The organism is Desulfocicer niacini, from assembly GCF_054657595.1.
In genome coordinates, this window is the sequence record NZ_BAAHYK010000027.1 from 36,750 (window position 1) to 60,660 (window position 23,911).

The 23,911-nt window shown below is 46.7% G+C and carries 21 protein-coding genes and 1 pseudogene; 10 read left to right on the forward strand and 12 right to left on the reverse strand.

Annotation, left to right across the window (positions count from 1 at the left end; genetic code table 11):
• Positions 1 to 15 precede the first annotated feature (15 nt).
• From ACYQ2M_RS15225 to ACYQ2M_RS15245, 5 genes are all read right to left on the reverse strand, one after another.
• Positions 16 to 1,110 carry an ABC transporter ATP-binding protein gene (locus ACYQ2M_RS15225; RefSeq protein ID WP_459917217.1) on the reverse strand — a complete coding sequence of 365 codons (1,095 nt, stop codon included), beginning with the start codon at positions 1,108 to 1,110 and terminating at the stop codon, positions 16 to 18.
• A 134-nt stretch (positions 1,111 to 1,244) separates the two neighbouring features.
• Positions 1,245 to 2,339 (reverse strand): ABC transporter substrate-binding protein, encoded by a 1,095-nt coding sequence (locus ACYQ2M_RS15230; RefSeq protein WP_459917218.1) that lies wholly within the window; start codon positions 2,337 to 2,339, stop codon positions 1,245 to 1,247.
• Between the two features lie 173 nt (positions 2,340 to 2,512).
• Complete coding sequence (locus ACYQ2M_RS15235; protein WP_459917219.1) at positions 2,513 to 3,778, reverse strand: nickel-dependent lactate racemase family protein; 1,266 nt, start codon at positions 3,776 to 3,778, stop codon at positions 2,513 to 2,515.
• Positions 3,778 to 4,926 (reverse strand): histidinol-phosphate transaminase, encoded by a 1,149-nt coding sequence (hisC, locus tag ACYQ2M_RS15240; RefSeq protein WP_459917220.1) that lies wholly within the window; start codon positions 4,924 to 4,926, stop codon positions 3,778 to 3,780. Before hisC ends, ACYQ2M_RS15235 begins: the two co-directional genes overlap by 1 nt.
• Positions 4,927 to 4,970: 44 nt before the next feature.
• Positions 4,971 to 5,639, reverse strand: coding sequence for a GntR family transcriptional regulator (locus tag ACYQ2M_RS15245; protein ID WP_459917221.1), 669 nt, complete (start codon positions 5,637 to 5,639; stop codon positions 4,971 to 4,973).
• 221 nt (positions 5,640 to 5,860) lie between these two features.
• Between ACYQ2M_RS15245 and ACYQ2M_RS15250 the strand changes: the two genes are divergently transcribed.
• From ACYQ2M_RS15250 to ACYQ2M_RS15265, 4 genes are all read left to right on the forward strand, one after another.
• Positions 5,861 to 7,186: a saccharopine dehydrogenase C-terminal domain-containing protein gene (locus tag ACYQ2M_RS15250; RefSeq protein WP_459917222.1), complete on the forward strand. Its 1,326-nt coding sequence runs from the start codon at positions 5,861 to 5,863 to the stop codon at positions 7,184 to 7,186.
• 30 nt (positions 7,187 to 7,216) lie between these two features.
• Entirely contained in the window at positions 7,217 to 8,521 is a 1,305-nt protein-coding gene (locus ACYQ2M_RS15255; RefSeq protein WP_459917223.1) for a bifunctional lysine ketoglutarate reductase /saccharopine dehydrogenase family protein, read from the forward strand.
• A gap of 587 nt (positions 8,522 to 9,108) precedes the next feature.
• Positions 9,109 to 9,984: a class I SAM-dependent methyltransferase gene (locus ACYQ2M_RS15260; RefSeq protein ID WP_459917224.1), complete on the forward strand. Its 876-nt coding sequence runs from the start codon at positions 9,109 to 9,111 to the stop codon at positions 9,982 to 9,984.
• Between the two features lie 243 nt (positions 9,985 to 10,227).
• Positions 10,228 to 12,228 carry a TonB-dependent receptor gene (locus ACYQ2M_RS15265; protein ID WP_459917225.1) on the forward strand — a complete coding sequence of 667 codons (2,001 nt, stop codon included), beginning with the start codon at positions 10,228 to 10,230 and terminating at the stop codon, positions 12,226 to 12,228.
• Positions 12,229 to 12,288: 60 nt separating this feature from the next.
• Here the strand turns inward: ACYQ2M_RS15265 and ACYQ2M_RS15270 are convergent, their stop codons facing one another.
• On the reverse strand, positions 12,289 to 12,657 hold the full coding sequence (locus ACYQ2M_RS15270) for a hypothetical protein (protein ID WP_459917226.1): 369 nt from the start codon (positions 12,655 to 12,657) through the stop codon (positions 12,289 to 12,291).
• A gap of 189 nt (positions 12,658 to 12,846) precedes the next feature.
• Positions 12,847 to 14,706, reverse strand: a complete 1,860-nt coding sequence (locus ACYQ2M_RS15275; RefSeq protein WP_459917227.1) for a heavy metal translocating P-type ATPase — start codon at positions 14,704 to 14,706, stop codon at positions 12,847 to 12,849.
• Positions 14,707 to 14,884: 178 nt separating this feature from the next.
• Here ACYQ2M_RS15275 and ACYQ2M_RS15280 point away from each other — a divergent pair, with 178 nt between their 5' ends.
• Positions 14,885 to 15,298: a MarR family winged helix-turn-helix transcriptional regulator gene (locus ACYQ2M_RS15280; RefSeq protein ID WP_459917228.1), complete on the forward strand. Its 414-nt coding sequence runs from the start codon at positions 14,885 to 14,887 to the stop codon at positions 15,296 to 15,298.
• Between the two features lie 78 nt (positions 15,299 to 15,376).
• Here the strand turns inward: ACYQ2M_RS15280 and ACYQ2M_RS15285 are convergent, their stop codons facing one another.
• The 3 genes from ACYQ2M_RS15285 to ACYQ2M_RS15295 form a co-directional block, all read right to left on the reverse strand.
• Positions 15,377 to 15,586 carry a hypothetical protein gene (locus ACYQ2M_RS15285; protein ID WP_459917229.1) on the reverse strand — a complete coding sequence of 70 codons (210 nt, stop codon included), beginning with the start codon at positions 15,584 to 15,586 and terminating at the stop codon, positions 15,377 to 15,379.
• A gap of 81 nt (positions 15,587 to 15,667) precedes the next feature.
• A complete protein-coding gene (locus tag ACYQ2M_RS15290; protein WP_459917230.1) occupies positions 15,668 to 15,970 on the reverse strand; it encodes a chromate transporter in 303 nt (100 codons plus the stop codon).
• A gap of 314 nt (positions 15,971 to 16,284) precedes the next feature.
• Positions 16,285 to 16,911 carry a hypothetical protein gene (locus tag ACYQ2M_RS15295; protein WP_459917231.1) on the reverse strand — a complete coding sequence of 209 codons (627 nt, stop codon included), beginning with the start codon at positions 16,909 to 16,911 and terminating at the stop codon, positions 16,285 to 16,287.
• Between the two features lie 392 nt (positions 16,912 to 17,303).
• Here ACYQ2M_RS15295 and ACYQ2M_RS15300 point away from each other — a divergent pair, with 392 nt between their 5' ends.
• Complete coding sequence (locus ACYQ2M_RS15300) at positions 17,304 to 17,603, forward strand: helix-turn-helix domain-containing protein (RefSeq protein ID WP_459917232.1); 300 nt, start codon at positions 17,304 to 17,306, stop codon at positions 17,601 to 17,603.
• The gene (locus tag ACYQ2M_RS15305) at positions 17,600 to 18,841 is read left to right on the forward strand and encodes a type II toxin-antitoxin system HipA family toxin (protein ID WP_459917233.1); all 1,242 of its coding nucleotides are present in this window, start codon (positions 17,600 to 17,602) and stop codon (positions 18,839 to 18,841) included. Before ACYQ2M_RS15300 ends, ACYQ2M_RS15305 begins: the two co-directional genes overlap by 4 nt.
• 266 nt (positions 18,842 to 19,107) lie before the next feature.
• Here ACYQ2M_RS15305 and ACYQ2M_RS15310 read toward each other — a convergent pair whose 3' ends face one another.
• Together ACYQ2M_RS15310 and ACYQ2M_RS15315 are read right to left on the reverse strand one after the other, a co-directional pair.
• A complete protein-coding gene (locus ACYQ2M_RS15310; protein WP_459917234.1) occupies positions 19,108 to 19,938 on the reverse strand; it encodes a nitroreductase family protein in 831 nt (276 codons plus the stop codon).
• Positions 19,939 to 20,034: 96 nt separating this feature from the next.
• Complete coding sequence (locus tag ACYQ2M_RS15315) at positions 20,035 to 20,331, reverse strand: hypothetical protein (RefSeq protein WP_459917235.1); 297 nt, start codon at positions 20,329 to 20,331, stop codon at positions 20,035 to 20,037.
• 333 nt (positions 20,332 to 20,664) lie between these two features.
• On the opposite strand from ACYQ2M_RS15315, the pseudogene ACYQ2M_RS15320 reads away from it, so the two are divergent.
• From ACYQ2M_RS15320 to ACYQ2M_RS15330, 3 genes and pseudogenes are all read left to right on the forward strand, one after another.
• A pseudogene (locus ACYQ2M_RS15320) lies at positions 20,665 to 21,339 on the forward strand (GTP-binding protein); the annotation flags it as partial.
• Positions 21,340 to 21,450: 111 nt separating this feature from the next.
• On the forward strand, positions 21,451 to 22,632 hold the full coding sequence (locus ACYQ2M_RS15325; protein ID WP_459917261.1) for a hypothetical protein: 1,182 nt from the start codon (positions 21,451 to 21,453) through the stop codon (positions 22,630 to 22,632).
• Between the two features lie 88 nt (positions 22,633 to 22,720).
• The gene (locus ACYQ2M_RS15330; protein WP_459917236.1) at positions 22,721 to 23,461 is read left to right on the forward strand and encodes an SDR family NAD(P)-dependent oxidoreductase; all 741 of its coding nucleotides are present in this window, start codon (positions 22,721 to 22,723) and stop codon (positions 23,459 to 23,461) included.
• The last annotated feature ends 450 nt before the right edge of the window (positions 23,462 to 23,911 follow it).

A 23,911-nucleotide genomic window follows, 5' to 3' on the forward strand; every position in this document is an offset into this window, starting at 1 on the left:
TTTTCTCCGGTCTGTTTACAGGACATCACCTTGTTCTGGTATGAGAAGACAATCCTTGGGGTTGATTTCAATGTAGGCGCTTTCAAGTTTTTGGTAACGAAGTGCCCGGTTGATGCCACCAAAATCGTCAACGATCATCATTTTTCCCTCAAAGCTTACATGAAATCTCAAGAGCTGCCCCAGAAAGGTCACCTCTTCCATTGTCACCGGTAGCATGATGCCGCCGTTTGAAGGGGTCGGGTCAGTTTTAACAAAAAGTTTTTCGGGGCGGATGCCCACAATAACATCCTGGGTCAACCGTGAAGTATCCGCACAGGGAATGTCCATGTAGCAGGTGTTGGAAAGTGCAACGGTTGCAGTTGTATTCGCTTTTTTTATTAATTTTCCCGGCATGAAATTCATCTCTCCGATGAAGTCGGAGACAAATTTGGTTTTGGGATTGAAGTAGACATCGGTGGGGGTGCCGATTTGTTCGATGCGTCCTTTGTTCATAATGACGATGCGATCAGCCATGGCAAGGGCTTCGGTCTGGTCGTGGGTAACGAAAATGGTGGTGACTTTGAGATTTTTTTGAATTCTTTTGATTTCAAAACGCATTTGGTGGCGTAATTTAAGATCCAGAGCACTTAAGGGTTCATCCAGCAGCAGTACGGCAGGATTAACGATTAATGCCCGGGCCAGGGCCACGCGTTGTTTCTGACCACCGCTGAGTTGATTGGGATATCTGTCACCAAAGCCATCAAGGCCCACCATTGCAAGATACTTTTTAACCTCTTCAGTTATGGTGGCTTTGGGAACCTTTCTCAGGACAAGTCCAAATGCCACATTTTCACTGATGGTTTTATGGGGAAATAATGCCCAGTTCTGGAATACCGTTGAGGTATCTCTTTTTTCGGGGGGAACATTGCTTACATCTTTTCCCTGGATGCGAATGGTACCGGAGGTGGGTTCCTCCATCCCGCCGATCATCCTCAGGGTGGTTGTTTTTCCACATCCGCTGGGCCCGAGTAAGAATAGAAATTCTCCCTTTTTTATTTCCAGGGAGACATCCTCAACTGCAATTACATTGCGATATTTTTTATTCAGATCAACAAGCTCTACGTCATACATTTCAGCGTACCTTTTTATGAGTCAACAAGGTTGGTATGCGTTCATTGGATTTGATCCATTTGAGCCGCAGCTCATGTTGGCGTCAAGTCCCTGTCATGATTTAAGCCCACGCAGGAGCGTGGGCGATTTCTAAATTACTGGGCGTTCTGGCTTAAAACTTCTTTTTTCCATCGTTCTGAGAGCTCACTCCATCTGGAATTAAGAAATTCCCAGTCAAAAAAGGTGATCTTTTTGAAGGCATCATTGGAATCAGGCATAATGGCTTTTACATCATCGGGGATGATCGCCTTGGAACTTGAAACCCAGTTGCCGGCATACTTGAGATATTCCGACTGGTTTACAGGATCCATGCAGAAATTGATGAACGCTTCTGCCAGATCCACGTTTTTACACCCTTTCATGATGGTCAGGTAACCGATCCATGAGATGGAGCCTTCCGTGGGAAGCACCATGTCGATGTTTGCCCCCTTTCGCATTTCAGATACGGTTCCACCCACATAGTAGGCACCCATCAGGGCTTCACCCGTGTTGAGAAGGGAGAGAAACTCAGCGCCGCCTTTGTAGAATTTCTTGGTATTTCGTGCCAGTTGTGCACTGATTTTAAAAACGTGGTTCAGACCTTCCTCGGTGTACAGCTCTTGGGCACCGGGCATGAGATCCGAAATATAGGCAGCCGCATAAAGACCATAATAAAAGGTTGCATCAAGGCTTAATTTTTGTTTCAGTTCGTCTCGTAAAAGATCCGTCCATGAGGTGGGGGTGAAATCAAGTTTGTCCTTGGCGTAGACCGGCAGGTAGGCGCTGCCGTCCAGGGGGACACCGTATCCTTTCTGCCAGGGTTCACGGTTGAGCAGTTCTTCATAAATATGGGCGGCGTTGGGAATGTTTTCTTTTCTGATGGGTTGCAGGCGATTGATGTTCATGGCGGCACTGTAGTTCCAGCCATCTGCCATGAAAACGTCGTAGGGCGGTTTGTCTTCCGGCGATGCCTTGATCTTTGACATGAATTCAGACCATCCCGGCGACACAATAATTAAGGCACCGCTTTGTTTCATGAAAGGATTGACAAAGGCCTTTTTGAAGGACTCCGCATAGGGACCGCTCCAGCAGGTCACCGTCAACTTTTCTCCTTTAAAGCGGGTTAAATCATCCGCCGCAATGGCCTGACCACTGGCAAACACCAATAAAAGGGTAACAATTAATCCGGTAATAACGCTTCTTGTCTTCATGCTGTTTCTCCTTTAAACCATTAACAGTGCAGGTGCTTTATGCTCGTATTCGAGCGTGATTATATGGAAACCGAATATCTGGACTTGACCACAACATCGGCTATTTGTGGCTTGACAGGGCCAGGCATGCCCCTGTTCCATTTTTATCTACATAAACAAGTGAACATTGAGTATCAAACCATTACCTGGGGCACCGTAACGCCTCCATGGGTTATCACCGCCACAGTGTGTGTCATTTGCCGGGGTACAGACAGCTCAATTGCCTGTTCAATGCTTTGGAAATGAAGCAGTCCCATTTTTTGGATGATCTCTCCCGGGATAGTGGGGGTAATGACACCGAAGCGAACCCGTTTTCTCAATTGGTTGAACATGATGGCAAAGGCACAGGCATTGCGGTCTGATGCTTCACCACGTTTAAACATTTTCTCCAGTTCATCGGGTTCCCATTCAAGGTAGCGTGCCCATAGAGGGTGGGTTGCCGTTCCTTCGGGACAGGGAGAGACCATCACCACCAGTCCCTTATCGGAGGCCATGAGATCACCAGCCCAAAAGGCCTTTGTACATTGCCAGAAATCAATTTCAAAGGGGTAGGAGTTCGCGATCACAACGGGATATCTTTTTTTTACGGCGACCCCGTATAATTGTCTTGCATATTCAACTCCCTTTCTATGGGCGGTGATGAAATGTCCGGCAACGCATTGATAGATACCCCCGTGGGGATGAAGAATGGCATTTACAATGAAATGAAGGGGGATCTGTTCTCTGACAAAGGTTTCCATGCGATGTCTTGTGGGGGCTTCGGGATTTCCCAGTTGATTTCCGGGGACATCTGCCGATGCGGCATGAAAGGCATCAACGGTGCGGTCACTGCACACCCCTGGCAGGAGAATTTTACCGCCGCCGCTGAATCCGGTATCCATGTGGGGGCCAATGCCACCGATACCGATGCGAAGGTCTGCATCAACCACTATCTGGTTTATCTCTGCGGGAATCCCATTGCTTGATTTGCCAATGAACAGCATTTTTGAGGTGTCCTGGCAGGAGGTGTTGATAATGGTATATTCATGGGCAATCACATCACCGGTTTTAATTATGAGTTCTTGCGGGGTCAGAGGGCGGTGGGAACCCAGTGCAATGACGATATATATGTCCTTTTTTAAAACGCCGGCATCAAGGAGGCGATTTAATATCGGGGGCAATATTTCGGCGGTGGGGGTGGGCCGGGAAATATCATCAATGATGACGGCAACGGTCTGTCCCGGTTTAGCCAGCGCCTCCAGGGGGGGGCTGTCTGTGGGGTGGGAAAGTGTGCGTTCCATCAATTCTTTAATATCAGCAGTTGGCAGCTGTGCATTGGGCACCACGATTTCGCCCAGCTGGTGATCCGGAAGATCAAAGTTCAGCTCATTGCCATCATAGGGCATGTGAATGGTTGCCATCAGTCGCTCCTGGAGCCGCTTGCTTCAAGTTCAAAAGCCTGAAGTACCTTGGACAGTGCATCAATAAACAGATTCATTTGTTTATTGGTTCCGATGGTTACCCTTACCATGTAATCATAGCCCCAGGCATCGCAGGGGCGTACAATGATGCCTCTTTTCAAAAGGGCATTGAAAAGCCGTTGCGCGGGAACCGGGGTTTCAAACATGAAAAAATTGGCATGGGACGGGATAACCCGCAACCCCATATCCTGAAGTTGTTTCTGGGTGAGTGCGCGATCCTGTTTGATTTGCGCAACTGCCTTCTTGAAATTGTCGGTGTCCTCATTGATGGCGGCAATGGCGCCGGCAATGGCCACCCGGTTGGCATTAAAGGGCTCACTGACGGTGTTGATCACCGTAACGACATCCTTGTCTGCGATGGCATAACCCAGGCGGGCGCCAGCCAGTCCATAGGCTTTTGAAAAGGTGCGAACAGATATGATGCGCCGTCCTTTTTCTATGAGAGAAACGCGGTCGGGGAGCAGGCTGGCATCGGCAAACTCGGCATATGCCTCATCCAGAACCACCCAGGTGTGTTCCGGCAGCATATCCAGCAGTTTTTCCAATTCGTCTTTATCCACCAGTGTGCCGGTGGGGTTATTGGGATTGGCGATCCAGATTAATTTTGTTCTGGGCCCCACCTGTGTCTGGAGGGCAGTTAGATCCACACCTTCTTGTGCCATGGGAACATCAATGACCGTTGCGCCCATTACCTTGGAAATCTCTTTATAAAGGGTGTAGGTGGCAGAGGGAATAAGTACTTCATCGCCTTCCTGGATAAAGCATTTACCAATGGTCTGCAGCATCCCTTCTGCACCGTGGGAGACACAGATACAGTCAGATGATACCCCGTGGACCTGCCCCAGGGTTTCCCGCAGTGTCTTAAAGTTGGAATCCGGATACTGGTTCAGCTTTACGATTTCCTGCGTCATTTTTTCAATGCTTCGGGGGTAGGGACCATAGGGATTTTCGTTGGAAGCTATTTTAATGATTTCGTTCAGCCCATATTCCGCCTGAACCTCTTCAATGAATTTGCCTGGCTTGTATGCGGTTACCCCATTGATGGCGGGGCGAATGCCTGAAACAGACGGATTTGATGGAGTAGTCATGGGCTCTCAGTTCCTATAGAAAAGGTCAGTATCTCGTCAAGATTTTATTCATCCCGGTTTTTTTTCAATACGCTAACAACACTGTCCATTGACGCCTTTATGTGCTGTGACATGGTTTCTTCTGCCTTTGCAAGTTCGTTGTTGATCAAATATTCAAAAATTTTCTGGTGCTGCCGGTAGGTCTCATCTTCGTAGGTCCCTCTCCAGCTTTCTGACAGCAGATGTGCATAGCGGCGCAGAATGGCAAGCTGATCATGGAGACAGGTTAATTGATGGATAAGGGGGGTATTGTCACTGAATTGTGCGATCTGCATGTGGAAATTTTCATCGGCTTTATTGAACTCATTTCGGTTTCTTGATTCAATTAAAGCAGGATAAGAGCCAAGCAAGGTATCCAGAAGCTGAGCTCTCTGGGGATTCATATTCTGTATTGCCAGTTTGACAGCCAACAGTTCAAGGGCTTCACGAAGGATATAAATATCCTGAACTTCTTTGGTTGAGAATTCTCTCACCGTAAAGCCCTTGTTATGAAGACTCTGGACCAGGCCGTTGCCTGTCAGGCGAATCAGTGCTTCTCTCACCGGTGTTCGGCTGACGCACAATTCTGTGGCGATATCCTTATCGGATATTTTTACCCCCGGAAGGATTTTAAAGTCGAGTATCCTTGACCGAAGGAGTGAGTAAATTTCAGTGGAAAGATTTTTTTTATTCATGTCGACATTATAATCGACATAAAAATATATAGTCAAGTATTTTTTTTTAATGAAACATGGTGGGGCAGTCAGGCTTTCCCGTTGGGGGCGACACATTATCATGAAATGAATGACCCCACCCCCATGTGGCCCATGTTATGATCAAGCCCAAAAAATAGTTGACACATGGATCTTTGCATATTAGTGTTGTCTCGTCGGTAGCAACAATAAAATATGGAGGCATGATGAGACGGATTCTGGTATTGGGCGCAGGCCTTGTGGCCCGCCCCCTTGTGCGATATTTGCTGGCCCAGGACGATATTCAAATCGTCCTTGCAGATCAATTACAAAGCAGGGCTGAGACACTGATTGACGGGCATCCTTCGGGAAACGCCATTGCCATGGATGTTCGGGATACGGCACAGTTAAATGACGCTGTCTCCAGGACAGATATTGTTATAAGTCTGCTTCCCTGGAATTTTCATCCCAAAATAGCAGGGCTTTGTCTGGAGCATAAAAAGCATCTGGTTACGGCTTCCTATGTTAAAGAGGAAATGCAGGCCATGGATGCCGAGGCCAAGGAAAAAGGGTTAATTTTTCTTAACGAAGTGGGGGTGGACCCGGGCATCGATCACATGGCTGCCATGAAAACCATTGATGAAATCAAGGCCGCCGGTGGCGAGGTCACCACCTTTTATTCCTATTGCGGCGGGTTGCCGGCCATGGCCAACAACAACAATCCCCTGGGCTACAAATTTTCGTGGAGCCCCGAGGGTGCCCTGCTTGCTGCCGGTAATGACGGTCGTTACCTGGATGACGGTGTGGTGGTTGATGTGCCCGGCTGCGAGCTGTTTGAGCACTACTGGCTCACCGATATTCCCGGATCAGGAGTGTTTGAAGCCTATGTGAACCGAGATTCGCTTCCTTATCTGAAACTTTATGATATCCCCACTGCCAAAAATATTTATCGCGGTACCCTGAGAAACATTGGATATTGTGAGACTTGGGGGTTTTTAAAGAAACTGGGGCTCATGAATCGTAAAATGAAGTTTGACATGCATGAGACAACCCCCTGTCAGGTTATCACCAATATGATCCACAGCAATGGAGATGACGTCAAGGCAGATGTGGCCGCCTATCTTAAAATTCCCAAGCACTCCCTGACCCTGAAAAAACTGGAGTGGCTGGGCATGTTCAGCAATGATTTTCTGGATTTGGGAACGGTATCCGTATTTGACATGTTTGCCCATATCTTAAAAGAGAAGCTTACCTATAACGACGGAGAGGTGGATCTCTTGCTCCAGCACCATGAGTTTGTGGCCCGCTATCCCGATGGCAGGCAGGAAAAGACCATGTCCACCCTTGTAGACACCGGCACCCCGGGGGGGGACAGCTCCATGTCAAAAACCGTTGGACTGCCCGCCGCCATCTCGGCCCGTCTCATTGCCGAGGATAAAATTGATCTAAAAGGGGTTTGCATTCCGGTGCATTCCCAGATATATAAACCGGTGCTGGCGGAGCTTGAAGCCCTTAACATCAAGTTTGTTGAGCGCAAAACAACACTTTAAACCGGATCATCGGGTATCAGGGAGAGGAATATGAACTCATTACTCATTCGGGCGGAAGATAAAAATATCTGGGAAAAAAGAGCAGCCATCGTGCCGGACGATCTTCAATTAATTCTGGAAGAAACCGGTGCCGAGGCGTACATTGAAAAAAGTGAAAAACGTTTTTTCACCGGAGCCAGCTATGAAGCCGCTGGTGCAAAGGCCTGTGAAGGCATGGAACAAGGGGATGTGATTTTTGGTGTAAAGGAAATCCCCGAAGAAAAGATTCTTGATGACAAAACCTACATCTTTTTTTCCCACACCATCAAAGGGCAATCCTCGGGTATGCCCCTTTTGAAAAAAATTATGGCTGCCAACGCCACTCTCATTGATTATGAAAAGATCACCGACGATAAAAATCGAAGGCTCATCTATTTTGGACGCTATGCCGGGGATGCCGGAGCCATTGATATCCTGCATTTGATGGGAGAATACTGGGACCACCACGGCATTGATACCCCTTTCAAGGCGTGCAGGGCGGCCCACCAGTACGCTTCGGTGGCCGATGCCAAAGAACATATTTCTAAACTCGGTGAAACCATCAAAAAGCAGGGATTGCCGGAAAAGCTTCTCCCCATGGTCATCGGTGTACTGGGATACGGCAATGTCTCGGGCGGTGCCCAGCAGATTTTAGATTGCCTCCCCACCCAGCGTATTGCCCCCTGTGATCTCAATGCCTTTGTGGAAAAGGGTGCATTTGATCCCAAAACCGTTTATGTGTCTGTGTTTAAAGAAGAAGATCTGGTGAAGAATAAAGAGGGCAGAGCCTTTGAACTGCAGGAATATTATGACCATCCGGAACGGTTTGAAAGCATATTTGAACAATACATGCCCTCCATCAGCGTGCTGGTCAATGCCGTGTACTGGGAGAAACGATATCCCCGGTTTGTCACCTGGGATAATATCAAACGCCTGTATGAAAAAGATCCCGCGTCCCGGTTTTGTGGCATTGCCGACATCACCTGCGATACCCACGGCTCCATTGAATGCAATGTGAAATCCACCGATTCCGGCATGCCCGCCTATCTGGTGGACCCCCTTACCCGCTCCGTCACCGATGGACATAAGGGAGACGGCATCGTGGTGCTGGCCGTGGATAATCTGCCCTGCGAGATTCCCAATGATTCTTCCACGTTTTTCAGCAATCAGCTCCGACCCTTTGTGGGCAATATTTTGAAAGCTGATTATAACACTTCCCTGGACAGTTCCGGACTTTGTCCGGAAATTAAAAAGGCGGTGATTGTTTACAAGGGCAAACTGACACCGGGGTTTGAATATCTCCGGAAATTTTTGTGATTGGTTCTGGCGGCCCGGCTTGCCGTGCCGTTCTTTATACTGCTTTGTCAACGGCATGACCTAAAACATGGAACTACAGGGTTTGGTCACAACCTCACCCCACCCCAAAGTGTCCCATGTTGTGACTAAGCCTGAAATACACCGGATATCCGGTAAGAAAACCGTTGCTTTTGTGCCTCAGAGGAGGACTTGTTCTTTTCTCCGACATATGTCGGAGAAAGGGCTTGAATGAAGGGGATACCCTTCCTCCGGTTCCGCCCAGGCCCATGAAAGAAGTTGACAAAAAAAAATCAATTGATTATTGATTAGCCAAAAAATTATTCCTCAAGAAGAGGATGGATTTAAAAAGGGATGAGCAGGTGTTATAATCACAGATTCATCCGAACTTAAGGGAATCAGCAGGTTTTGATCTCCCGTTTAAAGAAGATAGAACTTGGTAAGCAAAAGAGAGCTGTCTTTTTAAAACGGTAATTCAGTATGGGCTGGCTCCTTAAAATAGATACATGACAAGGCCACGAAGGCAAACAGCAGAAAAAATCTGCATTGCTTTTGTGGCTTTTTTTTTGGGGTGAAAACAAGGAGAACGGATGGAAGCAGATATAGTCCCGGACAGCATTATGAATCTCGAAGAGCTGTGGAAATCACAGATGCTGGCTTGGGAAAAAAACCCGGGTCAAAGCTGCAAGGAGACCGCTTCCAGGAAAAAACCGGCACCGGGGGCTGTTGAAAAAAATCGGATCCGTCATGCTCCACGGGTGGCGGCAATGCTTAAAGGCCTTGAGCTTGAACCTTATTTCCGCATTCTGGACATCGGCGCCGGTGCAGGCACCCTTGCGCTTCCCATGGCTGAAAAGGTCCGTCAGGTAACCGCACTGGATCCGTCAACGACCATGCACAGGGTTTTAACCAATTATGTGATGGACCAGGGAATCACAAACATCTCTTGTATTCAAGGGGCCTGGGAAGATCCGGATATCATGGATCACCTTACGCCGCCCTATGATCTGGTGGTGGCCTCCCTGTCCTTGGGAATGTCGGATATCAAAGGGGCCATAAGAAAAATGGAGGCTGTGGCAAGTGGAAATATAGTCATTTACTGGCATGCCGGAATTCCGGGTTGGGAGAAAATGCCCCGGGCGCTGTGGCCCACCCTTTTTAAAAAGGAGTACCATGGGGGCCCGAAGAGTGACCTGCTCTTCCGGGTGCTTTATGAAATGGGCATTTATCCCCGGGTGGAGGTGTTGCCCTGCCGGTTTGAAGAGCGGTTTAAATCCCTTGATGCTGCAGTGACGTACTATGCTGAAAAATTCTGTGTAACGGACCCGGAATTATTTTTTGTGATTGAAGCATATTTAAAAAAGGTATTGATCCATCAGGGGGGTGAGTGGCTGTATCCCGTTGATCATCTGGTCATGAAATTCCAATGGCTGGCAGGTGATCGTCCCGGCGTGGATTATAAATAAGGGAAAAGAGCAGCCCTTCCCGGCCAAGGTCATGGGCCGCTCTTTCCGGTAACGGCAGATGTTTCCACCGAGCAATACCTTTATCAGGGAAAATGTCTGAAATCAAGCGGTGACACCCTCCTGTTCTGATGTTGAGCCCGAATGGGGAAGGGGGAATGCCATCCCCTGGATATTCAGAAAAAGGTAAGAGTTGCCGGTGATCCCATCTGCCTTTCAACAGAGGAAAACCAAAAGGAGAAAAGGATGAAGGTGTTGAAAGGATTATTGCCTGGCATGGTACTGATGTTTATGACGGTGGGCTGGTGCAGTGCAACGGAATCACCGGCAGTGCTGGACACACTGGTGGTTACCGCCACCAAATATGAAACCCCGCTAAAAGAAATTCCCGCATCGGTGACGGTGATCCGTGCCGATGATATTGCAAAGCAAAGTCTTCCCAATGGAGATGTGGGGGATGTATTACGATCCGTGGTGGGAATTACCACCCGAAGGGCCTACGCCCCATTTCCCACCTATCCCAATATCCGGGGCATGGGAAGCGATGCCACAGTGACACTGGTCAACGGGATTCCCACCAACTGGGAGATTACCCAGGCCATTCCCACCCAAAACATTGAGCGCATTGAAATTCTTCGGGGACCGGCCTCGGCCTTGTATGGTGCCAATGCCACCGGGGGTGTGATCAATATTATCCTCAAAAAAGGGAAGAAAACTCCGGCGTCCCGCCTGGGTGCCTCCTATGGACGTTTTGAGACCCTGGGCATCTACGGAAATACCCAGGGGGCGGTGAATAAATTCAACTATGCCCTGGCAGCCTCCTATGAAGATTCCGATGGTGCCAATGTGGTGAAAAATAATCTCAACCCCAGCATCAAAATGATTGACACCTGTGATTACTCCAAGAAAAAATTTTCCATAAACACCGGATATGATCTCACCGATGACAGTGAGGTTTCTTTTTTCTACAATTTTCTCAATGATGAGTATACCCGGGGACGTCCCCATGTGGGGGGAGACTGGGATCGCCATCTGGCTGGATTGAGCTATTCCAAAGACATGGGAGACCGCCTTTCCCTGATGGCCTATGCAGGATTCCGGTACGATGATCTTATCCATCTCTATGACAAGGGGGGAAGTAATTATGATCCCAGGCAAAAACGATACACCGATTATTATGAAACCCCGGCAGAACTAAGACTCACGGCGGATGTCGGAGGAAATCATGTCTTAACCACCGGATTTGCCTTTAATGAAACCCGCACCGATCAGGATTATAATGACTGGTCCACAGGGGCCTTGCTCCAGGAAAATGAATATAAGGTCAGAACCCTTGCCGGATATATTCAGGATGTGTGGCATCCCATTGCTCCCCTGACCATCCATGCCGGTGTGCGATACGATCACTGGAAAAATTTTGATAACTATTTCAGCAGCTATAATGATGACAGCCTGGAGGACCGAACGGACAGCCAGTGGAGTCCCAAGGTGGGCATGCGATATCAATTCACCAACAAGATGTCCGGATGGCTGAACTATGGTACGGGGTTTACGCCCCCAACCTCAGCACAGCTCTACGATGACAGAACCTCCGGGGGCAACCCCAGAGAGCCAAACCCTGACCTGGAACCGGAAAAAACCCATGCCTGGGAAATCGGCCTGGAAAAATGGATGGGAAATATGGTCCAGGCCTCTGTGGTGGGGTATTATAATATCACCGATGATAAAATTTTGTCCTGGTTTAATGACAGCAACGTGTGGGTGAATAAAAATATCGGAAAAACAGAATCCTATGGCACGGAATTGAGCCTTGCCTTTTACCTGTCGCAAAACTGGACGATTAACGCCAATTACACCTATACCCATGCCACCATCGAAAAAAATCCCATGGACACGGACAAAGAGGGCAACTACCTGACCTTCACCCCAAAAAACAAGGCTAATATCGGCATCACCTATGCGCAACCGGAAAATTTTTCCATCAATGTCATGGGACGCTATCTGGGGGAACAGTTCTGCAGCGACACCAACGCCAGGGTTAATGCCAGCGGAGAAAGCCTTATTATGGAAGAATCCATTGTATGCGATGTCAAGGTGGTCAAACAGCTAAAACCCACCTGTAGAGGCATTAAAGGCATTGATCTTTCCCTGAGCGTGGACAACTTGTTTGGTGAGAATTACAGGACTTATTACATGTATGAAGATCCAGGAACGGTGGTTACGGCCCAGGTGGATTTTGTTTTTTAACCGACTGACCCCGTTTTTTTAAGGATTTATCGCAACACTTCTGTAAATATTCAGCTAACGTCAGCACTTATGCTGCTGTTTCAGGCAGGATGCCTGGCACCATGTGCCGGGCATCCTGAATTTTTTACGGTGGCGGCGAACTACCCTTGCCAGGCGATCCAATGTGACCGTGGCGTCCTTAAAACGGTTTGAGCAGACAGGAAAGGTTTCCATGGAAAATTTTCTAAAGCTTGTTTTTGCCCTTGACAGGCTTGATGAAATGTTGACAATCCTCCAGCCTGCTGTGGCAAATTCCATCAAAGAACTTGAACAGATCGATTTCTCACAAGTCAGGGAATTGATGTTGCCGGTGTATCCATCCTCCATCATCTGGCCTTCCTGGGCAATGGCACCATGGGAGCGCTTACCTATGAGCCTGCGTTGCCCCATGAAAAAGAATCCGCCAACGTGTTTGATCGTTAGCGGCTTGCAGAGCAGTCTCGGGAGATTATTGAAGGCCGAAGTGACACCGTGCTTCCACAACTCATACGGGCGGGGGGAGTCCTGGTGGTGTCCAATAAAGTGGTGCTGCCGCCGTTATTAGAAACCCTTTTTATAAATCCTTTTGTTTCGATGGACTTATGATTTAGAAACCCGATTACTCTTTTTAGCGAACAAGCCAATGGACGCTGAGAGTCCTACAACAAGAATCGATCCTATGTTATGTGTGACTGCACCTAAAATTGGTGTCAACCACCCCATGAAACCTGCAATAACAGAAAAGAAGTTGATTAAAAAACTGATGGCGATATTAATCTGGATGACCCTGACCATGGTCCGGCTTAATGAAAACAGATAACCCAGTTTATCCAGCCGGTCATTCATCAGGACGATATCGGCTGTTTCAAGTGCGGCATCAGACCCATTCAAACCCATGGCAATGCCTGTGTCAGAAGCTTTTAAGGCAGGCGCATCATTGATACCATCTCCCACGTATACCAGTTTTCCTTGATCATATTCTGAAATTCTATTCAGTTTATCTTCAGGTGTTTGCCTGGCATATGACTTTTCAATACCTATCTGACTGCAGATATTTTTTACCGGTGCTTCCTGATCCCCTGAAATAACCGCAATATCGTTAAGTCCTAAAGCTCTAAGCGCCTCAATCGAATCAGCTGCACAAGCTCTTGCCTGATCCTGCATACAGATGTATCCTTTAAGCTCCTGATCGATTTTGACTTCAACGGTTGTGTACCCTTTATCTGAAAATTTTTGAGTGGTTGTTATTTCAACTATCTTTCCGTCTACTACCCCTTTAATACCCAGACCAGGAATATTCACCACATCATGTGCTTCAAGGATATCTAAAGAAAGCTCTTCTGCTTTTAGAACCACTGCACGAGCTAAAGGATGGTTCATCTTTTTTTCAAGTGCCGCAGCGGTTTGAATCAAAAGCCTCTCATTTACATCTGAGGACTGAATGAGTTCCTTCACTTCAGGAGAGCCTTTGGTTAAAGTGCCGGTTTTGTCAAAAAAGATGCCGGTGGCCTTTGCAATGTTTTCTAAATAAACACCACCTTTAACCAAGATTCCCTGTTTGGCAGCCAGCCCAATTGCGGATACTGTGGCCACCGGTCCTGCTAAAAGGAACGAACAAGGGCAGCCCACGATCAATACAGTGATTGCTCTTTCAACATCCTGGGTAAAAAGATATGTCAAAATGGTAGATGCAAGTATTACGGGTGTAAACCAGGACGCATAACGGTCAACAATTTTGGCTGATTCAATTTTTGACTGTTCCGCTGCCGTGACCATGGAAATAATCTTACCCATTGTTGAATCGTCACCTACTTTCTCAGCTCTGACCCGCATGAATCCATCGGAGTTGACTGTTCCTGCCCAGACAGCATCCCCTGCTTTTTTTTGTTTAGGTATGGGCTCACCGGTAACCGCTGATTCGTCCACGGCAGATATGCCTTCAAGCACAGCACCATCAACAGGAATAACACCACCAAGCTTAACAACAATAACGTCACCTTTGGTAATTTGCGAGACGTTAATCTCTTGCTCTTTACCATTCTTTTCAAGGATGGCAGTATCGGGAGTCGTTTCTATTAAAGCCTCAATGGCATGCCTGGCAGAGTCACTGACCGCCTCTTCAATCAATGCACCCGTAACCATTATGGCAGAAACGATTGCGGCCTCAAGAAAATTACCATTGATCAGACAGGCAATTATCGCAATGGATACAAGCTCATCCACGTTCATTTGCTTTTCCGCAACACCTTTAATGGCCTCAATTATTATGGGTGCCCCATTGATAATTACAGACAAGATAAGGACCATATCCATAACACTGATGTATGGGATACTCTGAATCTGGGTGGATTTTAAAAGGAAAGCAATGGGAATAAGAGCACCTCCAACCGCTGTTTTTATGAAATCTTCAGAAGAAAATATTTCCTTATATACATTTAATTTACCATGTCTTCCTATCATCAAAACCTCTTTGTTTGATATTCAAATATTATGTGTTTCAATCTATAAGAAGATCTAAATACATAAATTCATATTGAGTGTCAAGTGTTTTGATTGTCAAACATTTTTGTTGTCTTAATAAAAAGCCTATGATAGAGAAATTAGAAACTTACTCAAAAAATGAAACACAAGGCATCATATGGACATTAAACATCTGTCAAAAATAATTGTAGAATTTTACGAGAGGCTTTCATCATGGGAAGATTCGGTTGTCAGGGATTCCGGATTATCAACAGCCCAGGCGCATACCATCGAAATTGTTGGACATGCTGGCCCGATTAAAATGAAAGATCTTGCCGAAAAAATAGGCGTGACCACCGGGACACTAACTGTCGCCATCGACCGGCTTGAAGAAAAACAACTGCTGGTTCGTCAACCCTGTAAAACTGATCGAAGGGCTTATCTTATCGAATTGACAGAGTCAGGGAAGACCTATTTTAAACAACACCACAATTTCCATATCAAAATGACCCAGGAAATTGTTGCTGACTTAACTGATAAAGAGCAGCATCTTTTCGGGTCCATCATCGAAAAGATGCTGAAAAAAATATAATTCTATAACGCCGACAGACTTTGGATTTCTCTGTGATAGTTCAAATACCGCTTCAGTGTTATATCATTCTTCCCGTATTCAGCGATGATATGATAATATATGCTCAAATTGATCTTCTGCCTCTTTTTCATCCTTTATGGGAACAATCTCTTCGGTAATAATGTCAACAAGGCGGTCAGCATAGACAACAATCCGCTCCTCAAGCCGGTAAAGCGTGTAATCCTTGACCGGCAGGGCCAGTTCTTCTGCTTCTGTCTGGGGCAGGCCACCACGTATATGCTTTTCCATGATATTCGTTAATTCTTTTGAAAACTGTATGCCGTAAAAAGCTGCCGCCACCAGTGGAACGTCGATATGGGCCACAGCAAGCTAGGAGCGCAACAGCATCAAAAAGATGGACGGGATCACAAACAGGGTGCCGGCAGCAATCCCGCCTAATGTGCCGTGCATCCGCCATCCCAGGTATGTGGATAATTGCTGGGCTTCAGGGCCGGGCAGGAGCATGCAGAAATTAAGTGCTCTTAAAAACTGGTTTTCACTGATCCAGTTCCTGCGTTCAACAACCTCGGTGTGCATGATTGCAATTTGCCCTGCCGGACCACCAAAGCTGATAAACCCAAGCTTTGTCCAGAATTTCAGGGCTTCTTTAAAAGATATGATTTTAGATTTCATTTCATTTTATTGTGTATCCTTGTTTAAAGGTTTAGAAGAAAGGTCTGTGCCGGAAAAAGCGTATCCCAAAGTCCCGGCTTTCCCAAACAAAAAGGCGGCGATAAGGCAGTATTGCGGGCTCTTCAGCCAGATCAGTGCACCCAAAAGAGCGGCAGCTGCCACAAAAAAATCTCTGATCAGATAGTAGAGTTAGTAGAGTCCAAACATGGCCCCCCGGCAGTAATCCGGTGCACAAGGCAATGGTGCAGCCTCTTGGTGTTGCCACCTTCTTGTGTCAGGGGATCTTTGTCAGTGTTACCACAAACAAAGGGGTTTTAGCGGGGTCGAACGGAACGAGGTAAAGCGGTGTTAATCGGCAAATTTCTTTTTCCATATACATTTGTAATTTTTAACAAAATAATAGCGGCGCTTGTTATCATTTGGAAAGAATTAGAGGTTAAAATATAAATATCGCTTTGAATAAGTGAATAGATACCCCAAACAAGTCCGTCGGAAAAATTCAAAGCCCAGGTTCCCAATGAGAGGTCTGTTAAATCGGATTCACGATAAGCAACCAACAACTGGGGGATATTTGAGGCTAAAACACTTATCGGAAGTATTGCACCCAGGCCTGCAACTCCAAAAGCTGAACCACACACAATCATTATAAACAACCAAATCGGGGCAACCCGGAATTCATCAATGCCCCTTCCAAAGCGGATTGATAGAATAGAAACCAGAGCAAAGATCACTCCAGAGGCACCGGCAGCAAGGACGACGAATAATTGATCCGTTATTAAGCCATAGGTTGTCCAGGCAAAACTTACAAGAGAACTTGTTGCAGCTGAATCCGGAGAGACGCCATTCGCTTTCCCTGAACGAAGAAGTCCTATGAGTTGCGGCAAGGCTCGAATCAATCCAATTATTGTTCCTATTAATCCCAATGCCGCTGCGTATTTCATATCAATGACCCCAATATACAGGTTTGTAATAAATACACATCCGAACCTTCTAATAAACAAGCGGTTTGATGTGATGAGTTTTTGAGTATCCCATATATTTTGGAGATGATCCAGCCTGAATTTTTTGATGATTCTATTCAGCCTCGGTATTTTATATAACTGCCACGGGCAGATCTTATTCTGATCTCGACCTGCCCACAACAAAGCATGAAACTTACCCCCTGATTGACGGAGAGTTTCTTATAAATAACAAAATCATTCAAAATATAGAAACATGAATGCAACTTTTAGGTGTGATATGGATTTACTATATTAATTGACAAAATAATAGCCTTTGATTATAATAAATCGTCAAAAAGATAAAATATTAGCCATTAAAAATGGATGAAACGATGTCCTATTCCTTGCACACACCAGAAGAAATCTCCCAGACCCTTGCCAAAAGACTTAAAGATCTGCGCCTGCAGAAACGGTGGCGGCGAACTACCCTTGCCAGGCGATCCAATGTGACCGTGGCCTCCTTAAAACGGTTTGAGCAGACAGGAAAGGTTTCCATGGAAAATTTTCTAAAGCTTGTTTTTGCCCTTGACAGGCTTGATGAAATGTTGACAATCCTCCAGCCAGCTGTGGCAAATTCCATCAAAGAACTTGAACAGATTGAGCAGAAAGTTCCCAAGAGGGGCAGCATTTGAAAAAGCTCAACGTCATTTATTCCAAAGCAAAAGGCGATACATTACCCGTTGGGCAATTGGCGACCTCGGGGCATAAACTTTATTTTGAGTATGCGCCCTCCTTTCTTGTGGACCCCCTGTGGCTATCCCCGTTTAAACTGCCACCCAAACCAGGACTTTTTGAACATAAAGATCTGGATTTTGCTCCGTTGTTCGGTCTGTTTGATGATTCTCTGCCCGATGGGTGGGGATTAATGCTCATGGATCGTTTTTTCACAAGCCAGGGAATTGATGTTGCCGGTGTATCCATCCTTCATCGTCTGGCCTTCCTGGGCAATGCCACCATGGGAGCGCTTACCTATGAGCCTGCGTTGCCCCATGAAAAAGAATCCGCCAACGTGTTTGATCTTCAGCGGCTTGCAGAGCAGTCCCGGGAGATTATTGAAGGCCGAAGTGACACCGTGCTTCCACAACTCATGCGGGCAGGGGGGAGTCCTGGTGGTGCCCGGCCCAAAGTTCTTGTGGGCGTAGATGGAGAAAAGATCATCTCCGGTGAGGATGATTTGCCCGAAGGTTTTGAGCACTGGATTGTCAAGTTTAACGCTGGAAATGATCTACCCGATGCCGGTGCCGTGGAATATGCCTATTCCTTGATGGCCAGAGACGCTGGTATTGTTATGCCCGAAACCCGTCTTTTCCAGACAGGTTCTGGGGAATCTTTTTTTGGAATAAAGCGTTTTGACAGGCAGGCAAACCGCAGGTACCATGTTCATACCCTGGGTAATATGCTCCATGTTAATTACCGGATACCTTCCATGGACTATCAGGCTTTTTTCAAGGTCATCAAAGTTCTGACGAAAAATCATCAAGATCTGCTTCGGGGATTCAGACAGATGGTTTTTAATGTGTTTGCCAACAATAGAGATGACCACGTTAAAAATTTTGCCTTTATGCTGGATGATTCCCGGGAATGGACCCTGACGCCTGCCTATGATCTGACCTATTCCCCGGGGCCGGGGGGGGAGCATTCCATGACAGTGGCCGGCGAGGGGCAACAACCCCGAGCAAGGGATTTCATACAGTTGGGGCAGGAGGCCGGTTTGTCAAGAAGCGAAGTTAATGACTGTCTGGATCGAGTTCTCCTTGCCGTAAACAGGTGGACAGATCATGCCCAAACCGCCCATGTGATGGAAACAAGTAAAGATAAAATAGAGCAATCTATTAACCGAAATATCAAAGGAGGAAAGCTGAATTTATGAAAGCTAAACTTTTATGCGGTAAAGAGACCCTTGCCGCATGAAAACAACAACAGAAGAAGAACTGGCCCTTGTCCTTGAAGAAGGGGAAGGCTATACCCTGGAATTCAAGCAGAACATCAATTGTAACACCCCAGGACCCGGGTGATATCCGGGACGGCACTAGGGAGAGCGAAAAGCACAAAGGCCATGGTGGCATCAAAGGGCCGGTTCAGCATGCTGAGCATGCTCAGCATCTGGTCCGCTTGAAAAATTTAACCCGGGTCTAATTATTCCATCCAGGAAATTCGAGGTTCATTGCGGGACGGCATGCGGGGATATTTAAATTTGGGATACCCCACCATCATGGCTCCATAGTTTGTCATTTGATCCGAAAGCCCCAGGGCCTTTCTGAGGGGAGCCCATGCCAGAACGGCCCGGTTAAAATATCCATTCCAGCAGGATCCAAGTCCCTGGGAAGGGGCCGCAAGGTCAAAGAATGTCATGGCGATTTTACAGGCGGAATCGGCAAAGGGATCCTGAACACCGCCATTGGTGAGAACCAGTGCCGGGCATCCCCGGGAGACCACATCCACTCCGTATTCCCAGGCTTGGGAAATGATGTCAAAGTGCATCATTTTCCCAAAATCCGGTTGTTCCTTGAGCATATGCCGCATCCAGTCAATGACGTGGGCACTGAGTTCGGATACGTTTTCCTTTCCGTTGATGACCTGCCAGTGGATGGGTTGGCTGTTGTGTCCGGAGGGTGCATATGATGAGACGGCAATTAATTTTTCAAGTTTTTCTTTTTCAACCGGTTTGTTTTTGTAGGTGCGGATGGAACGTCTGTGGCGTAGAAAATGTTCGGTCTGCTCTTGGTTGAATATCATCTTTTTGTCCACGGCAAGACAGTCTGCGGGGGATAGATATCTATGGGTTAACGCCCCATGGGGACACACGGCAACGCAGTGTCCGCAGTTAATGCAGACATCGGCTGCATGGGCCTTTGGGCGGGGCACCTGCCGGGTATCTGAAAAATCAATAATGGCAAGGGGGCATTCTGCGGCACAGATGCCGTCTTTGCTGCATTTTTCTTCATCCACTATAAATAACGCTTCCATAAAATCCTTTCTTTTGGGCTTGCTCATAAGATGGGCCACTCGTTATAATTGTTGGGTCAACGGGGTGGCTCATGTGGTAACTAAAGCCCTTCTTTGTTAGTTGTTAAGTATTTGAATGGTTAAAATATTATTAATCGGTAAATTGTATGCTTCTACCTGGCTTGCAAAGAAAAAATATCTCTTTATCCGTACATTTTTCAATATCAAGTGGCTTCCCATTTCTGACAAATCAACCACGTAAGCACCTGAAATTTTTCTTGTTTTAAGTGTGGTTTCTTTCCTTTTGAGTACAAGCTTGACTTCTTTATCCCGCAGCTTAAGAAAATCCCCCACTTTTTTCAGCTTTAACAAACCGTCTATTTTAAATTGTACAGTGCCTGTGCTTTTGCTCATGTCTTTATAATACTCTTTTGTTTGCTTTTGCCGCCGTCGGTCCCGGCCCGGATCGGCTGCCCATTGGAGGCGGCATCATGCCATTTTCAAATTTCGTTGTGAGAGGATCTCCCGTCATATTCCAATTGACAAAAATGAATGCAAATAGTTCTATGCAGCGGGAAACGGTGGTTGAAGATCGGATCATTCCATTTCCCATGCAGACCCTCGGATTTTTGAGCATTCAACCATACAGCAACCTTGATTGAAGCGCAAATGATCCTTGATAATGGTAGAAAATTTTTAAACAAAGCCGGGGCATCATCCCGGCACAGGGAACAGGGCAAGGGCCTAATGAAAAATAAAATACTCAATATCGGGATTGTAGCCCATGTGGACGCGGGTAAGACCACCTTGACCGAGCAGCTGCTTTTTCAGTCTGGTGCCATCAAAAAACCGGGCAGCGTGGACAAAGGGTCCACTATAACCGATAACCTGGCCCTGGAAAAACAGAGGGGTATCACCATACAAAACAGCTGTGTCAGTTTTCATTGGAACAACACAAAGATAAATCTCATTGATACCCCCGGGCACATTGATTTTTCTGCCGAAGTGGACCGTGCCATGTCTGTGCTGGATGGGGTGGTTTTATTGATTTCTGCGGTGGAAGGGGTCCAGGCCCATAGTTTGAACCTGTGGGAGAACATTAAAGAACTCGATATTCCTGTATTGATATTTATCAATAAAATTGACCGGACTGGTGCCGATGAAAAACAGGTGTTCCTGGATTTGCAAAAAGAATTTAATATGAAGGGTTTTTGTTTAAATCTCCCGGAAAAGGCTTGTGCGATTACGCCATATTTCCATTGCGACCTGGATAATGCCTTAATGGATCAAAGTTATGAAAACCTTGCAGATCTGGATGAAGATGTTCTTGAAAATTATCTGGACGGGACACTTTCAACTCTCCCCTGTCTGGATGAAAAAATCCAAGATGGGATTCTTTCCAGGGGCATTGTTCCCGTTCATTTTGGTATTGCAAAGGAAGGCATCGGTATCCCTGAACTGGCAGATTCCATTTGTAAACTCACATCTAAAAAACATGCGAACAGTGAAACTCCCACTGCCCGTATTTTTAAGATGGAGCACCATGCCAAATTTGGAAAGTTGGCTCATATCCGGGTCTGTTCCGGAAGGCTGGAAGCAAAGATAAGTTTGTACTGTGGACGATTGGACACAGACATAAAAATAAATCAGATATTGCAAAACCGTACCGGTAAACTTGAGGTGGTGAATGAGCTATCTTGTAATGATGTTGGCATTGCTGCCATTTCAGAGCCTGTCATTGCCGGGGATATACTGGGTAGGGATATAAGCGTAAACCCCCATGATAACATTGCCCAGAGTGTGCTCAGTGTTCAAGTGGAACCCTGTGATGATAAAGATTATCACTCTTTGGCCAGGGCCTTGCAGATTCTGGACATTGAGGACCCTGTCCTTGATTTTACCTGGGATAAGAAAGAAAAAGAGTTTCTTTTGAAAATCCTGGGTCCCATGCAGATTGAAATCCTTGAGCACATGTTAAAAGAGCGATTTAACATTGACGTGACGATCAAACCACCCCGGGTGATGTATAAGGAAACGGTGATTGATGAGGCAGAAGCCACTGTGCGTTATACCATGCCAAAACCCTGCTGGGCTGTGATGACCTTCCACATATCCCCTGGGAAATTAAATTCCGGGGTGGTGTTTGAGTCTTTGGTGGGCGTTGACGATATCAGCCAGAAATACCAGAACGAAGTTTCAAGGGCAATCCCCTGGGCCTTGCAGCAGGGCATCAAGGGATGGCCTGTCACGGATGTTAAAATACGCCTGCTTGCCGGTGAAGAGCACACGGTGCACTCCAATCCCGGCGATTTCCTGCTGGCCACCCCCATGGGAATCATGAGCGCCTTGGAAAAAGCCGGAACCCGCTTATTGGAGCCATTCTATGATTTTGATATTAAAGCACCCCAGGATTTGTTAGGATCCATTACAAATGATTTGAACAACATGAAGGCTGATTTGGGCGTACCCCGTTTTGATGACAATCTGTTTTCCTTGAAAGGAACTGTTGCGGTGGCCCAGGCAATGGATTACAGTATTAAATTCAATGTCTGTTGTTCAGGTAAGGGGCGATTGAAATTAAAGATCGGTGGGTATCAACCCTGTGAAACCGCCGAAGAAAAAATCAGAGAATTCAAGGGGGTTAATCCCCTGGATACCGCCCAATGGATACTGCACAACAGAGGCGCATTGAAATCCGACGATAGAATAAGATAACTTAAGGCCATTGGTGGAAAAGAATATACCCGGGTGCGCAGGCTTTTCCCCACTTGATCATTGCGTAAAAACCCAAAGGAGATCACGTATGGATATGTATATCATTACAGGCGGGTCCAGGGGGCTTGGGGCCTCTTTTGTAAGGCATCTGGAATCCACCGATGCGCTGGTAATTTCCCTGTCACGGACAAAACCACCGGGCCGCTGTATTCATAAGTCTGTGGATCTGTCCCGTCCTGAGATGCTCAGTGAGGTTATGGTTTCCATATTTAAAGAGACCGATTTTTCCGGGGTGTCATCGGTGACCCTGATTAACAATGCGGGGACCCTTCCGCCCATTGGGCCTGTGGAAGGACTGGATCAGGGGGAGATGATATTTAATGCCAGTATAAATTTCATGAGCCCCATTTTGCTGACCTCCCTTTTTCTTCGGGAGTTTCAGAAATTTCCGGGTGATAAGCGGGTGGTTAACATTTCATCTGGGGCGGCCATGACACCCTACGAGGGCTGGAGCCTCTATTGTGCCTCCAAAGCCGGTCTTGAGCAGTTTGCCCGGTGTGTGGCAAAGGAACAGGAAAGAGCCAATTCCGGGGTATTGATCATTAATTTTAATCCGGGGGTTATGGATACTGATATGCAGGTCATCATCCGGGAGACATCCGATGAGCAATTCCCGGCCCGGCAGCGGTTTGTGGATCTTCATAAAAATCAGGTCTTAATGGATCCGGATATTGTTGCGGCCTGCCTTTTTCGGGGGCTTGATGCCGGTGATCTGGTGTCCGGAGAAACCTATGGGCTGGCAGATTTTAATTGCCTTGGCCCGGCGTGAATTTTTCAAAAGGTGTGAACTCTTTAAAAAACGGTGCCGGGCCTTACTCTGGCACCGTCTGACCCCGTTGGCCTGCCAGTTGTGACGGGTGCCCCAGGTTGTGAGCAAGCCCCAATAACCCAAGCCTGATTCCTCTGCCATTTACATTATCAACCCGAATACTTACATTCCCATGGCGTTTTGTTTAATGATTTCAATACGCTTCTTCTCAGATATCCTTTTCTTCAATTCTGTTATTTGTTTTTCATCCCCATGGAACCCATTCAATCCATTCGTGTGCGCTGCTGCCATAATCGTGTTTCAAAAAAAACAATATTTCGTGCGCAATGCATATCTTCTTGTGATAAGGATTGCAACTCCATCAGCAGAAAACGTGACACCATGTTTACATAAACCTGCCTCCTACCCCATAAGCCGATTTAGAAAGTTGATTCAATATGGAACGTTTTA

What these genes read in the sequence shown, in the direction of transcription:
- ACYQ2M_RS15225 (WP_459917217.1), bottom strand. Translation starts at nt 1,110, where the DNA reads ATGTATGACGTAGAGCTTGTTGATCTGAATAAAAAATATCGCAATGTA.
- ACYQ2M_RS15230 (WP_459917218.1), bottom strand. Translation starts at nt 2,339, where the DNA reads ATGAAGACAAGAAGCGTTATTACCGGATTAATTGTTACCCTTTTATTG.
- ACYQ2M_RS15235 (WP_459917219.1), bottom strand. Translation starts at nt 3,778, where the DNA reads ATGGCAACCATTCACATGCCCTATGATGGCAATGAGCTGAACTTTGAT.
- hisC (WP_459917220.1), bottom strand. Translation starts at nt 4,926, where the DNA reads ATGACTACTCCATCAAATCCGTCTGTTTCAGGCATTCGCCCCGCCATC.
- ACYQ2M_RS15245 (WP_459917221.1), bottom strand. Translation starts at nt 5,639, where the DNA reads ATGAATAAAAAAAATCTTTCCACTGAAATTTACTCACTCCTTCGGTCA.
- ACYQ2M_RS15250 (WP_459917222.1), top strand. Translation starts at nt 5,861, where the DNA reads ATGATGAGACGGATTCTGGTATTGGGCGCAGGCCTTGTGGCCCGCCCC.
- ACYQ2M_RS15255 (WP_459917223.1), top strand. Translation starts at nt 7,217, where the DNA reads ATGAACTCATTACTCATTCGGGCGGAAGATAAAAATATCTGGGAAAAA.
- ACYQ2M_RS15260 (WP_459917224.1), top strand. Translation starts at nt 9,109, where the DNA reads ATGGAAGCAGATATAGTCCCGGACAGCATTATGAATCTCGAAGAGCTG.
- ACYQ2M_RS15265 (WP_459917225.1), top strand. Translation starts at nt 10,228, where the DNA reads ATGAAGGTGTTGAAAGGATTATTGCCTGGCATGGTACTGATGTTTATG.
- ACYQ2M_RS15270 (WP_459917226.1), bottom strand. Translation starts at nt 12,657, where the DNA reads ATGGGGCAACGCAGGCTCATAGGTAAGCGCTCCCATGGTGCCATTGCC.
- ACYQ2M_RS15275 (WP_459917227.1), bottom strand. Translation starts at nt 14,706, where the DNA reads ATGATAGGAAGACATGGTAAATTAAATGTATATAAGGAAATATTTTCT.
- ACYQ2M_RS15280 (WP_459917228.1), top strand. Translation starts at nt 14,885, where the DNA reads ATGGACATTAAACATCTGTCAAAAATAATTGTAGAATTTTACGAGAGG.
- ACYQ2M_RS15285 (WP_459917229.1), bottom strand. Translation starts at nt 15,586, where the DNA reads ATGGAAAAGCATATACGTGGTGGCCTGCCCCAGACAGAAGCAGAAGAA.
- ACYQ2M_RS15290 (WP_459917230.1), bottom strand. Translation starts at nt 15,970, where the DNA reads ATGAAATCTAAAATCATATCTTTTAAAGAAGCCCTGAAATTCTGGACA.
- ACYQ2M_RS15295 (WP_459917231.1), bottom strand. Translation starts at nt 16,911, where the DNA reads ATGAAATACGCAGCGGCATTGGGATTAATAGGAACAATAATTGGATTG.
- ACYQ2M_RS15300 (WP_459917232.1), top strand. Translation starts at nt 17,304, where the DNA reads ATGTCCTATTCCTTGCACACACCAGAAGAAATCTCCCAGACCCTTGCC.
- ACYQ2M_RS15310 (WP_459917234.1), bottom strand. Translation starts at nt 19,938, where the DNA reads ATGGAAGCGTTATTTATAGTGGATGAAGAAAAATGCAGCAAAGACGGC.
- ACYQ2M_RS15315 (WP_459917235.1), bottom strand. Translation starts at nt 20,331, where the DNA reads ATGAGCAAAAGCACAGGCACTGTACAATTTAAAATAGACGGTTTGTTA.
- ACYQ2M_RS15325 (WP_459917261.1), top strand. Translation starts at nt 21,451, where the DNA reads ATGGAGCACCATGCCAAATTTGGAAAGTTGGCTCATATCCGGGTCTGT.
- ACYQ2M_RS15330 (WP_459917236.1), top strand. Translation starts at nt 22,721, where the DNA reads ATGGATATGTATATCATTACAGGCGGGTCCAGGGGGCTTGGGGCCTCT.